Source organism: Dactylosporangium aurantiacum (assembly GCF_000716715.1).
GTDB lineage: Bacteria > Actinomycetota > Actinomycetes > Mycobacteriales > Micromonosporaceae > Dactylosporangium > Dactylosporangium aurantiacum.
In genome coordinates, this window is the sequence record NZ_JNYJ01000038.1 from 1 (window position 1) to 13,018 (window position 13,018).

The following is a 13,018-nucleotide window of genomic DNA, read 5'->3' on the forward strand; positions in this document are numbered from 1 at the left end:
GCCCAGTTCTGCGCCCCGGACCCGTTGCACGTCCACAGCTGGATCTTCGTACCGTCCGCGGAGCCACCACCGGACACGTCCAGGCACTTACCGAGCGCCTGCAGCGTCTGACCGGAGCGGGTCCAGGTCTGCGCGTTGGTGCCGTTGCAGGTGTAGATCTGGATCTGCGTGCCGTCCGCGGTGGCGGCCGAACGCACGTCCAGGCACTTGCCGGCGAGGCCCTTGACCGGGCCGACGCCGCCGGTGCCGGTGGTGAACGTGAAGCTGTCCAGGTCCAGCAGGGCGGCGGTGCCGCTGCCGGCGAACGTCACGTACAGCGACGTCGTGCCCGCCGGCGGGCTGGTGATCGGCACCGTGACGCTGGTGAACGTCTCCCACGAGCCGGTGACCGGGATCGTGGCGGAGCCGATGACGGTGCCGGTGGGTGAGCCGGTGCGGAACTGCACCGTGCCGCCGATGCCACCGGACGACGCCCGGACCAGCACCGAGGTGGCGTTGTTCAGCTTGTACGGGTCGAACTCGATCCAGTCGCCGTTGTTGATGTCACCGACGGTCTTGCCGCCCTCGGCGGTGGTCTTGCTGAACGTGTTGATGCCGGAGGACGTCTTGAAGTGCTCCGCCTGCCGGTGCCGGGGCTGCAGGATGTTCTGGGCGTGGGTGGTGAGGCCGCCCTTGTCGGTGTACTGCGCGTCGAAGATCGGGAAGATGTTCGCCGCGTCGTCGTGCTCACCGTCGACCGGGATGGTGATCGTGCCGGAGCAGCCGGTCTGCGACGTGATCTGGTGGGCGTGCTGGTCGTGGCCGAGCACGTAGGTCATGGTGACCTTCGTGCAGTCGATCGTGCCGTCCTCGGGGTCGCTGACCGTGACGCTCCACGGGACGCTGTCGCCGAAGGACACCAGCTGCCCCGCCGCGGGCGCGTTGATCGTCACCGTCGGCGCGGTGTTGCCGACGCTGATCAGCACGCTGGACGTGGCGGGGGCGTTCTGGTTGTCCCGCACGGTGAGCGTCGCGGTGTAGGTGCCGTTCGTGGTGTACGTGTACGACGGGTTCGCGGCGGTCGAGTCCTGGGTGCCGTTGCCGTCGAAGTCCCACGAGTAGGTCAGCGCCCCGCCCTCGGGGTCGCTGGACCCGGCGGAGGAGAACGTGACCGTGAGCGGCGCGGCGCCCGAGGTCTTGTTCGCGCTCGCGACCGCGGTCGGTGCCCGGTTGCCGCCGCCGACGTAGTCGTAGCGGTACAGGGCCGAGTTGGCGTCGCCGTTGAAGTAGCCCGTGCCGTAGTCCAGGACGTACAGGGCGCCGTCGGGGCCGAACTGCATGTCCATGACCTGCTTGCCGTTCCACGGGAACGTGTCGATCGCGCCGCGGGAGCCGTCGCTGTTGACGACGATCGGCTTGATCCAGCCGCGGCCGAACTCGCCGGCGAAGAACATGCCGTTGAACGCCGCCGGGAACTTCGTCGCCGACGGGTTCGCCGCGTCGTAGCGGTACACCGGACCGCCCATCGGCGACTCGGAGCCGCTGCCGAACTCGGTCGGGCTGCCGGCGTCGCCGCCGTAGCGGATCCAGGCGGGGCGCGCCGCGGGCAGCGTGCCGAGGCCGGTGTTGCGGAACGAGTTGTTCGTCGGGCCGCCCGTGCAGTTGTACTTGGCGCCGCCGGTGCTGGTGGCGAAGTCCCACTCGTTGTAGGTCTCGGTCGTGGTGTTCGTGCCGGTGCAGTACGGCCAGCCGTAGTTGCCCGGCGACGTGATCCGGTTGAACTCGACCTGCCCGGACGGGCCCCTCGTGGAGCTGGTGGTGCCGGCGTCAGGGCCGTAGTCACCGACGTAGACGACGCCGGTCGCCTTGTCCACGGTCATCCGGTACGGGTTGCGGAACCCCATCGCGTAGATCTCCGGCCGCGTGTTCGCGGTGCCGGGCGCGAACAGGTTCCCCGACGGGATGCTGTAGGTGCCGTTCGCGTTGAAGTTCGAGTTCAGCGTGAACCGGGACAGGCGGTTGACCCCGGTCCAGGTGGCCCAGTCGGTGGCGGTGCCGGTGGCCGGTGCGTCGCCCGCCGGGGTGTTCAGCGGCGGCGCGTAGTACAGGTAGATGTAGCGGTTGGTGGCGAAGTTCGGGTCGGCCGCGACGCCCTGCAGGCCTTCCTCGTCGTGCGTGTAGACGGGGATGTTGCCGATGACGGTGGTGGTGCCGTTCGCGTCGGTGCGCCGCAGCGTGCCGTTGCGGGCGGTGTGCAGCACGGACCGGTCCGGCAGCACGGAGATGGTCAGCGGCTCGCCGACCTCGGGCTCGCCCTTAGCCAGGGTGACCTGCTGGAAGTCGGCGGGGTTGATCGCCGCAGCGGCCGGGGCGGCCTGGACGACCAGGGCGCCGACGCTCGCCGAGACAAGGAGCAGGGCGGCACCCATCGGCCGCCATCGATGACGTGAGGGTTGTAGGTTCACTGTGTCCCTTCCTGACTGAACGTGCCAGGCAGGGCGCGCGCCGCCGCGCCGGATGCCGTATGCCTCCGCGACCCCGGGATGGCCATCGATGCATCCACTGCCGACGGATACATTGATGAAACACTCCGGTGTCGTGGAGGACACACTAGGAGCTTCGAACCACGCTGTCCACACTTTCTGACGCGTTGGCATGAACTTTTGCTGAGTTAACCAAAAGTGACGATCCGCTACCGAGGACGCGGTCGGCTACGATGTGTGACCGCGTCGATAGGTGATTTGGAAGAATCGGCTAAGGTTTGCTGGAGAGCAGCGCGCCGGCACCGGGCTGGGATCAGCAGGGGGCACGCCACGCGTCGAGGTCCTGCTTCTTCTTCATCGACGAGAAGCGCAGGGCGGTCGTCCTGGGGCAGAACGCGGCGGTGTCGACGTCGTACTCGACGTGGAAGACCGGCTTGCCGGCGGCGATGAACACCTTCAGCGTGTCGCACTCGTCGTAGTGGGCGCACTCCTCGTTGACCGCGAAGTCGAACGCCGGCTCCAGCGCGCGGGCCTGCTCGACGTCGTTCTTCAGGCCGACACCGAGGCCGTGGCGGTGCGCGAGGTCGGCGACGCGCCGGTTGAACGTCAGCTGGTCGTCGGCGGTCAGCGGGAAACCGCTGTGGTTGGCGTAGCCGTCGACGTTGTCGGGCTCGACCGCGTCGAAGCCCTTGTCCTTGCACACCTTGAACCGGGCGGCGAACAGCGGCTCGAGCGTGTCCCAGCGGCGGATGTCGAGCCACTTCTCCCCCGGCCAGCCTTCCAGGCCCTTGCCGCGCACCGACTCGGGGAAGCTGCCGGCGTCGGCGCGGAAGTCCTCGTGGGCGCCGACGTTGACGTAGCAGATGACGCGCCGGCCCGCCGCCTTCAGCCGGGCGACGTCCGCCGCGGACGTGGTGACGGCGTCGACGTCGTACACGTCGACGGCGACCGACGTGTCGAGGGTGCCGGTCAGCTGCCACTGCCAGGTGGCCCCGACCGCCGGCCGCCACCAGCCGGCCGGCGCCGGCGCGCCCGACCCGGACGGTGCCGGCGCCGGTGACGGCGACGCGGAGCCGAGGCCGCCGAACCCCGACGGCGGCACCGCGGCCGTGCGCGGGGCGCCCCGGCCGGCGTCCGGGTCGTCGCCCCGGTCCGTGCAGGCGGCCGCGTACAGGACGGTGAGCAGGACGAGCCCGCACAGCGCGAACCGGAGCCGGCGGTCGCTCACCTGGCCACCGCCCGCGAACGCGGGAACCGCGGCCGGTGGCCGGTCACGGGAGCGCCGCCGGCGAACGCCCGACCGCCCGAACGCCCGAACCGCGGCCCGTGGCCGGTCACCACGCCTGCGCCCGCGGACGCCCGAACGCGCGGCCCGCGGCCGGTCACCGCGCCGTTGCCCGCGCACACACGAACCCGCGAACGCGCGAACCGCGGCCCGCGGGCGGTCGCCACGCCGCCGCCCGGCGAACGCGGGAACCGCGGCCCGTGGCCGGTCACCGGGCCGCCGCCCGGGACCGCACGACCGACGGGATGCCCTCGTAGGGCAGCGGCGCGACCAGGTCGGTGACGAGGCCGTGCGGCGCCCGGGACAGCAGCAGCGCGGTCGCGGCACCGACCCGTTCGGGCGGCACGCCGTAGACGAGGTGCGCGGCGTTCGGCCAGTCACGGCCGTCGGGCAGCCCGTACGACGGTGGGGCGTCCACATAGGACTCCCACGGGCCTTCGAAGGTGCACACCACGTCGGCGAGGTCCGCGTACCCGGGCAGGCACCGGGTCCCCGGGTTCAGCACCACCGAACCTCGCACCGCCCGCACCACCTGGGTCACGTAGGGCAGACCGGCCGCGTCCGCCGGCACCTGGTCGAAGAAGATACCGCCGACCGGGTACCGCGCCCAGCCGACGATGTCGCACCAGACCTCGCCGTTGGCGCGGTTGCCGTAGTCGAGGTCGACGTAGCCGAGCATCCGCACGCCGCTGCGGTGCAGGCGGGCGGTGGCGACCGCGTACACCTCGTCGCGGCCCTCGCCGCCAGGTCCGTTGTGGACGTTGACGATCGTCGTGGGGCGTTCGGTGCTGCGGCACAGGGTGTCCCACGCGTCGGGGTCGGCGAGCGGGTGGACGTACAGCGGCAGGAGCATCATCGGTAACTCTCCGGGTCACGCAGGACGAGCGCCGCGACGGCCAGGCCGGGCAGGCCGGCGCCGAGCAGGGTCGCGACGGCGAGGGTTTCGGTGAACGTGGGCGCCACGTGCACCAGGGCGGGTGCCCAGTGCCCGACGCCGGCGACGAGCAGCGTCGGCCACCACACGACGAGGGCGGCGGTGCCGGCGCGGCCGTGCGCGGCGAGGACGAGGCACAGCGCGTACACGCCGGTGAGCAGGATCGCGGCGGCGAGGCCCTGCCCGCCGGGGCCGCTGAGACCGGCCCAGACGGCCCCGGCGACGGCGGCGCCGAGCCCGACGGGCACGCACAGCACGGCGACGGTGCCCTTGCTGATGCGGGCCAGCCGCCGGTCGAACGCGGCCCGGTCGGCGAGGACGGCCCGGGCGTACGCGATGCGCCGCCGGTGCCACACGAGGGTCAGCTCGATGAGGGGTACCCCGACGAGCAGCGGCACCGCCTCGACGGGGACCCGGTGCGGGGCGATGCCGTCGAGGGCGACGGCCCGCAGCAGTGCCGCCTGGCCGGTGCCGACGAGCCCGAAGAGCAGGGCGTAGCCGATGTCGCCGCGCCATGACCGCCACCGCCGCCACGGCATGCGGCCGCTGACGTCGGCGCCGACGACGGGCCGGAACGCGACGGCGACGAGCGCGGCGACCCCGCACAGCAGCGCGGGGACGGCCCACCGGCCGAGCCCGGCGGCGACCGCGGCGGTGGCGAGCCAGCACGGGGCGGCCGCGGCCAGCACGACCCGTTCCCGGCCGGTGACGAGTGCGACGGCGGCGACCGCGAACAGCGCCAGTTGCGCGGCGGCGATCGTGTACGCCCGTGGCCCGTGCCCGGCGAGCGCGACGGCCCAGCCGGCGGCGAGGCCGAGGAACCCGCCGCCGAGCAGCCGCGCGGCGGCGGTGACGCCCCGCTCCGACAGTGCCCGGTAGCCGAGGTACGACAGTGCCTGCCCGCCGCCCCAGCCGAGCAGCAGCGTGCCGGTCGTGGCGAGCTGCGGGGCGCCGTCGACCTCGGGTGCGGCGCCGAGCCCGATGGCGAGGGGCGTCAGGTAGATGGCGGCGCGGGTGAGGGTCTCGGTGACGACGGCGCGGGTCGTCGGCCCGTCCTCGACGGCCGTGGTGTGCACGACCGTCTCGGCGGTGTCGAGGGTACGGGCGACGACGCGCCCGGCGAGCGCGAACACCGACGGCACGCCGTACTCCCGGTCGGCGACCCGGTCGTTGATGCCGTTGGCCTCCAGGATCGCGGCGATCTCGTCGACGTCGACGGCGCCGACGCAGTCCTCGCGCATCCGGTCGGCGAGCGCGGCGACGGGGTCGGTCGGGACCCGCCCGACGAACCGCAGCGACTCGCCGCGGTCGAGGGTGGACGGCCGGGCCCGCCGCTGGGTCGGCACGACCACGAGCGAGTCAGCGCCCATGCCGCCCGCCCCCGCCGCCGTGCCCGGGACCGCCGGGGCCGTCGGGACTGGTCATGCCGTCACCTCCGCTGCGCTCCGGCGCCGCCCTGACCTCGAAACTGCGCCCATGATGACCAGCTCCTCGCTCCGCTGCGGGCCGGTCATACCGCCACCAGGACCGGGTCGGCGGCCGGGGCGGACCCGGCGGCGCGGTGGCCCGTCAGGTCCAGGTACCGGTCCCGGTACGCGGACAGGCACCGGTCGAGGGTGTGTTCGCGCAGCGCCCGTTGCCGGCCGGCGTGGCCGGTCGCGGCCCGCAGCTGCGGTGAGGTGAGCAGGGCGACGCACGCCTCACCGAACGCCTGCGGGTCGCGGGGCGGCACGACCAGCCCGGCGTCGCCGACGGCCTCGGCGACGCCGCCGACGTCGGTGCTGACCGTCGGCCGGCCGCACATCATCGCCTCCAGGACCGTGTACGGCATGCCCTCGGAGATGCTGGACAGGGCCGCGACCTGCCCGGCGGCGAACGCGTCGCGGCTGGACGCGCACGGCCCGGCCCAGGTGACCGCGTCGGTGAGGCCGAGCCCGGCGGCGGTGGCCCGGCACGCGGCGGCGTACGCCTCGTTGCCGGCGGGGACGGGACCGGCCAGGTGCAGCCGGGCGCCGGGCACCTTGGCCCGCACGACGCCGAGGGCGCGGATGAGTGTCTCCAGGTCCTTGAGCGGGTCGACCCGGCCGACCCAGGAGATCACCGGCTCGTCGGGCTCGTCGGGCAGCGGCGCGAACCGGGCCGGGTCGACGCCGTTGCCGATGACGGCGAGCTTCGCCGGGTCGGCGCCGTGGCGTACCGCCCACCGCGAGTTGAACCCGCTGACCGGGGTGATGAGGTCCGACTCCCAGTACGACAGCCGGGCGAGGGCCCGGTGGAACCGCAGCAGCGCCGTCTTCACGCCGGGGCTCTGGTCGCCGGAGGACAGGTACCGTTCCCGCAGGTACACGCCGTGCTCCGTCATCAGGAACGGCACGCCGGAGCGCCACTTCGCGGCCAGCGCGACCATGGACGACAGGCCGTTGGCGTTGGCGTGGACGAGGTCCGCGCCGGCCGGGAGCTCCGCGGCCAGGGGGCGCAGCGCGTGCTCGAGCAGGACACCGGCGACGTCGGCGTCGCGGAGGGTGAGGCGGGGCAGGTGGATGCCGTCGGCCCTGGCCCGCGCCCACGCGTCGAGCAGGATGTCGCCGAGCCGGATCCCGGCCGCGGGGTGGCGGCCGGTGCGGGCCCTGGTGAACCGGCCCGGGCGGGGCCGCGCGAGCTCGGCGAGCTCACGCAGCCCTTCGGTGAACACGACCAGGTCGGCGGTGGTGTCGCCGAGCATGCCGCGGCACAGCCGGGCGGCGGCCCGTTCGGGGCGGCCGCGGGCCGGGCGGGCGCTGCCCCAGATCGGGACCGGGGTCAGTGACCGGACGTTGCCGGGCAGCTGGACCGCGGGCCGGTCCGGCTCGGTGCCGACGATGGCGACGAGGTCCCAGCCGACGTCGGGCAGGCCCCGCACGAGCTGGTCGCACCAGGTGCTGACCCCGCCGGTGACGTACGGGTAGGTGCCTTCGTTGACGAGCACGACACGCACGCGCGGGCCTCAGCTCGGCAGGCGGAGCAGCTGGCTCGCGCCACGGGTCAGGGTCCGCCAGGCGGAGCGTTCCCCGCCGTAGGCGTCGCCGTAGTTGCCGCCCGTGACCTCGATGCCGAGGACCGACATGCTGATCACCTTCGTGTTGGCGGGGACGGTGATCGGCACGTCGACGGTGCCGCTGCCCTTGTTGACGACGGTGACCCTCCCGTCGAGGGTGTACGCGTCGACCGACCCGGCGCGCAGGGCCGCCGTCCACGCCGCCTGCCGCTTGTTCTGCAGGGCGGTGTCGGCGAACTTCGGGTTCACGACCGGGGTGGCGCTGGTGTACGTGGCGGTGTACCGGTCGAGGACGGCGTCGAGCACCGGGTACAGGATGCGGTCCTCGGCGAGGTTCGACTGGTGCGCGTAGTGCGGCGCCGGGTTGGTGGACACCACGTGGTCGTAGGCGATGCGGGCCTCGATCGGCACGATGTACGTGTCGAACCCGTCGGCACCGAGCGGGGCGATGCAGGTGGAGGCGGGGTTGTTCTCGCAGATGCCGCTGCCGCCGGCGGCCCGGCTGGTGTAGATCCAGTTGTACTCGTCGACCTCTTCGGCTCTGGTGGCGACGTTGTAGTAGATGTTCATCGGGTACCGGGGCACGGTGACGGCGTTGCCGGCGGGGCGTGCGGTCTGCTCGCGGGACGCGTCGGAGGCGATGTACCTGACGCCGGTGGTGTTCAGCGCGGGCGCCAGGTTCGGGTTGTCGGCCGGCATCTGCGGCCACGTCCTGAGCCCGGAGTGTTCGCCGGTGACGAGCTCGGCGGCGTCGACGGTGATGCCTTTCGACCTGGCCCAGTCGACGTTGTTCTTGATCTGGGCGGTGATGTCGGCCTGCGACATCCATCGGGTGGCGCCGTAGCTGTCGGTCTGGCACCGCCACGGGGACACGGTGAAGTCCTGGACGCAGCCGAGGTACGGGTGTTCGTACGTGTGGTTGATCCAGCGGAACTGTGTCCTGTTGTTCAGCATCGCGGTGGTGAGGGGGTCGCCGGCGCCGGCCTCGACGCTGCCGGCGCCGTTGAAGACGACGTCGAGCTTGACGCCCCTGGCCTGCTGCCAGGCGACGAGTGCCTGCACGTCCGCCGGGGTCATCCGGATCGTCGTGTTGTACGGGGTCACGCCCGGGTCGCGGCCCGGGTTGCAGTCGTCGCCGACGGTGCAGTTGTGGGTGGTGTCCCACCGGTCGTCGGGCAGGAACACGTCGTCGACGTGGACGCTGAAGTAGTTGCGGGTGATGCCGAGGTGGATGCCTCTGGTCAGCCAGGTGACGAGGCCGTGGCCGAGCTCCATGGCGTGGGTCTGGTACCGGTTGGCGGCGAGGGTGACGACGAGCTCCTCCCGGCCGTCGTGGGTGTGGACGCCCATCAGGGCGCCGGTCGGGCCGCCGCCGGGTGCGGTGCCGGTGACGAGCGGGGTGAACGTCGCGCCGGCGGCGGGGGTGCCGAGGTAGCCGTAGGACTCGATGACGGCGGCGTCGCGGTCGTCGATGCGGACGGTGCCGTTGAGGTAGCCGAAGCCGGCGGCCTTGCCGGCGTCGGTGACGTTCATCGTGGCGCCGTCGAGGACGCCGCTCCACGCGAGGGTCTGCCCGACGTTCGGGTTCGCCCACGTGTACGCGTCGATCTGGCGGATCTTGAACTCGCGTTCGAAGTCGGCGAGGGCGGTCGCCTCGGCGCCGGTGACGGTGCTCTCGTTCGGCACGATCACGCCCTGGTACCTGGCCCGCCGTACGCCGCTGACGGAGTCGGCGAGGAACGCGGGGGTGATCGCCGGGCGGCCGCTGTCACCGAGGGCGAGCGCGTCGTAGGGGACGCCTTCCCGGTCGAGCTGGGCGCGGAGCATGTCGATGCCGGTGCTGCCGTCGTCGAGGACGAGGACCTGCAGGTCGACGCGCTGCCTGGGTTCGGCGGCGACGGCGGGTGAGGCGACGAGGAGACCGGTGGCGGCGACGAGCGCGCAGGCGCCGGCGATGCCGCGCCGGCGGATCGGGGACTTCAACGTGTTGCTCCTTCGGGGCGGGGGGCTCAGCGTTGGGCGTTCTTGACCTGGTTCTTCGATCTGGGTCCCGGGTGCTGCTCGGGTACGACGGTGAGGAGCGCGTCGCGGTGGGCGGCGCGGGCCCGGTGCGCGGCGGCCTGTGAGGTGGCGGTCTGTGGTGTGGCGGCGTGTGTGGTGGTGTCCGCGGCGGCGCTGGTGACGATGTCGTGCAGGTCGTGGCGGGCCTGCCAGCCGAGCAGGGCGCGGATGCGGGCGGGTGAGGCGACCACCTGGGCGGGGTCGCCGGCGCGGCGGGGCGCCGCCGTGTAGGGCAGCGGGCGGCCGAGCGCCGCGCCGACCGCCTCGATCATCTGCAGGACGGAGGCGCCCTCGCCGCGGCCGATGTTGAGGATCTCGTCGCGGGCCTCGCCGCGGTGCAGGGCGACGGCGGCCCGTACGTGCGCGTCGGCGATGTCGGCGACGTGGACGTAGTCGCGCACGGCGGTGCCGTCCGGGGTCGGGTAGTCGGTGCCGTACACCGTCGCGGGCCGGCCGTCGGCGGCGGCGCGCAGCAGCCGCGGCACGAGGTTGGTGCCGCCGTGGTCGCGCAGGTGCGGCGCGCCGGCGCCGGCGACGTTGAAGTACCGCAGCGCGCACCAGCCGAAGCCGGCGCTGCCGGCCGCGTCGCGCAGCATCCACTCGCCGATCAGCTTGGTGCGGCCGTACGCGTTGTCCGGCGTCGTCGCGTCCGACTCGCTGACCGGGGATCGGGGCGGGGTGCCGTACACGGCGGCGCTGGAGGAGAACAGGACCGACGGGGTGCCGCTGGTGGCTACGGCGTGCAGGACCGACCGGAGCCCGTCGAGGTTCTCCTCGTAGTAGCGCAGCGGGTGCGCGGTCGACTCGGCGACATCCTTGCGGGCGGCCAGGTGGATGACGCCGTCGAACCGCTGCCGGCGCAGCAGTCCGCCGAGCGTGGCGCCGTCGCGGACGTCGGCGCGGACCAGCGGCACGCCGGCCGGCAGGCGCCGCGCGTGGCCGGTCGACAGGTTGTCGAGGACGACCGGTTCGGTGCCGGCCGCGCGGAGGGCGGTGACGACGTGCGCGCCGATGTACCCGGCGCCTCCAGTGACTAGCCATCTCACGGTGGGGGCAACGAGGGTCTATCCCCGCGAATCGGGCAACTGTCGTGTTCCTGACAGAATGAGCACCCGAAAGTCCGACGGAAGTCCCTCCACGGGTCCCGTAACCCAGTGTGGCCGACGAGCCGACCTGCGGGTTCGCGAACACGCGCAAATGCCCGAAATGTACGTCCTGCGGTGGTGCGGTGGGTCCTGTGGTGGGCGAGGCGCGCTGCGGTGGTCGGGCGCGTACTGCGGTGGTGAGGCGCGCTGCGGTGGTCGGGCGTGTACTGCGGTGGTGAGGCGCGTCGCGGTGGTCGGGCGCGCACTGCGGTGGTGAGGCGCGTCGCAACGCTCATGCGCGGCGACCGGCTGCCGACGACAAGTGGCGGAAGCCGCGACCACGACCGGATGGGGAAGGCACATGCCTGACGCTCAGCCACGGCCCATGCCCGCCGCGCGGCTGCCGATCCCGTTGTGGCCGTTCGGACCGCACCAGGCGCTCACGCTGCAGGTGCACGAGCTGACCGTGCACGGGCGCAACTCGGAGGCCCTCGCGCTCGCCGACCGGCTCGAACACGTCGTCGACCTGCTCGGCGACACCCGCTCCGTCGGCATGATCCGCCAGGGCCGCCTGTACGCCCTCATCAGCCTCGGCCGGCTCCACGAAGCGCTCGAGGAGGGTGAACGCCTCCTGCAGATGCACCGCACCAGCGGCGCCCGCACCGGCGAGGCCAAAACCCTCGCCGACACCGCCGAGGTCCTGATCAAGCTGGGGCTGCTCGACGAGGGCCTGCACCGCCTCGCGAACGCCACCCGCCTGCTGGAGAGCATCCCGCGCAGCAACGTCCGGTACATCTCGGCGATGTCGTCGGTGAGCGAGGCCGCCCGGGCCGCCGAGCTGTACGAGCTCGCCGACGAGGCGTCGGCGTTCGCGGTCGAGTCGTTCGCCCGCGGCACCGACCAGCGCGCCGCCGCCGAGCTCCAGCGCGCCGAGCTGCTCCTGGAATGGGGGCTGCGCCTCGAGCACGTCGGCCTGACCGAGGAGGCGAACGTCCGCTTCGCCAGGAGCGTCGACCTGGTCCGGTACTGGGTGCAGCACCACTTCCACGACGCGCCCCTGGCCACCGTCCTGTACGCGCTCGGCCTGGTGAAGATCGGCGCCGTCGAGCAGGCCCTCACGCTCGCCGACTCGCTGGTCGTGCCGCTGCGCGACAACGGCCACGAGCACGAGGCCCGCCTGGCCCACCTCGCGTACGGCATCGCCCTGCGCTGCACCGGCCGGCTCCGCGAGGCCCGCCGCGAGTTCCTCGCCGCCGACGAACTGGCCCCGCTGAGCCCGCAGCGGCTGATCTTCCAGTACGAGCTGGCCCTGCTCGCCGCCGCCGAACAGCCCGGCGACTCGACGGGCGCCCTGCTCAACGCGGTCCGCGAGCACGCCCGGCACCTGTGGCGGCTGCGCCTGGAACGCCGCTCGATGCTGCAGCAGGCGCGCCGCCGCGTCGACCTGGAAGCCGCCCGCGCCAGCGCCGACCGCGACGCCGCGCAGGACGCTCTGACCGGCCTCGGCAACCGCCGCCAGTTCGACCGGCAGCTCGACCAGATCGCCGCCGGGCCCGGCTCGGCCGTGCTGCTGCTCGTCGACATCGACCGGTTCAAGGGCATCAACGACCACTTCTCGCACATCGTCGGCGACCGCGTCCTGCGCGAGATCGCCGCCGTCCTGCGCGCCCACTGCCGCCCCGAGGACGTCGCCGTCCGCCTCGGCGGCGACGAGTTCGCCCTCTTCCTGCGCACCGACCTGCCGACCGCCGCCCGCGTCGGCGAACGCATCCGCGACGTCGTCACCGCCCGCGACTGGAACCAGGTCGCGTTCGGCCTCCGCGTCACCCTGAGCATCGGCGTCGCCGCGCTTCACGACGGCATGGACGGCCGCCAGCTGTACGACATGGCCGACCGCAACCTGTACGTCGCCAAACGCGGCGGCCGCGACCGGGTCGCCGCCTGACCCGCCGCAGGGCCGCTCGTGTCGCCCTGACCGACTCGCCCTGACCGACCGGGTCGCCGCCTGACCCGCCGCAGGGCCGCTCGTGTCGCCCTGACCGACTCGCCCCGACCGACCGGGGTCGCCGCCTGACCCGCCGCCGCAGGGCCCGCTCGTGTCGCCCTGACCGATCGCGTCGCCGCCTGGCCCACCGCACGAACCTGTCGCGTGGCCGT

8 protein-coding genes are annotated in these 13,018 nt (G+C 73.3%); 1 reads left to right on the top strand and 7 read right to left on the bottom strand.

Annotated elements, in window-relative coordinates; translation table 11 throughout:
• From OP18_RS34980 to galE, 7 genes are all read right to left on the bottom strand, one after another.
• Positions 1-2,408 (bottom strand): carbohydrate-binding protein (locus tag OP18_RS34980; protein WP_063745675.1); only part of this gene is annotated, 2,408 nt, incomplete at its 3' end.
• A gap of 367 nt (positions 2,409-2,775) precedes the next feature.
• Positions 2,776-3,690 carry an endo alpha-1,4 polygalactosaminidase gene (locus OP18_RS59910; RefSeq protein WP_245635630.1) on the bottom strand — a complete coding sequence of 305 codons (915 nt, stop codon included), beginning with the start codon at positions 3,688-3,690 and terminating at the stop codon, positions 2,776-2,778.
• 265 nt (positions 3,691-3,955) lie between these two features.
• A complete protein-coding gene (locus tag OP18_RS59915) occupies positions 3,956-4,603 on the bottom strand; it encodes a spherulation-specific family 4 protein (RefSeq protein ID WP_033363433.1) in 648 nt (215 codons plus the stop codon).
• On the bottom strand, positions 4,600-6,051 hold the full coding sequence (locus OP18_RS34995) for a hypothetical protein (RefSeq protein ID WP_033363434.1): 1,452 nt from the start codon (positions 6,049-6,051) through the stop codon (positions 4,600-4,602). The genes OP18_RS59915 and OP18_RS34995 overlap by 4 nt, the downstream gene beginning before the upstream one ends.
• A 140-nt stretch (positions 6,052-6,191) precedes the next feature.
• Positions 6,192-7,655 carry a GT4 family glycosyltransferase PelF gene (gene pelF, locus OP18_RS35000; protein WP_033363435.1) on the bottom strand — a complete coding sequence of 488 codons (1,464 nt, stop codon included), beginning with the start codon at positions 7,653-7,655 and terminating at the stop codon, positions 6,192-6,194.
• Between the two features lie 9 nt (positions 7,656-7,664).
• Positions 7,665-9,698, bottom strand: a complete 2,034-nt coding sequence (locus tag OP18_RS35005; RefSeq protein WP_033363436.1) for a hypothetical protein — start codon at positions 9,696-9,698, stop codon at positions 7,665-7,667.
• Positions 9,699-9,724: 26 nt separating this feature from the next.
• Positions 9,725-10,822, bottom strand: a complete 1,098-nt coding sequence (gene galE / locus OP18_RS35010; protein WP_063745676.1) for a UDP-glucose 4-epimerase GalE — start codon at positions 10,820-10,822, stop codon at positions 9,725-9,727.
• Positions 10,823-11,222: 400 nt separating this feature from the next.
• On the opposite strand from galE, the gene OP18_RS35015 reads away from it, so the two are divergent.
• Entirely contained in the window at positions 11,223-12,806 is a 1,584-nt protein-coding gene (locus OP18_RS35015) for a GGDEF domain-containing protein (protein ID WP_245635631.1), read from the top strand.
• Positions 12,807-13,018: the final 212 nt, after the last annotated feature.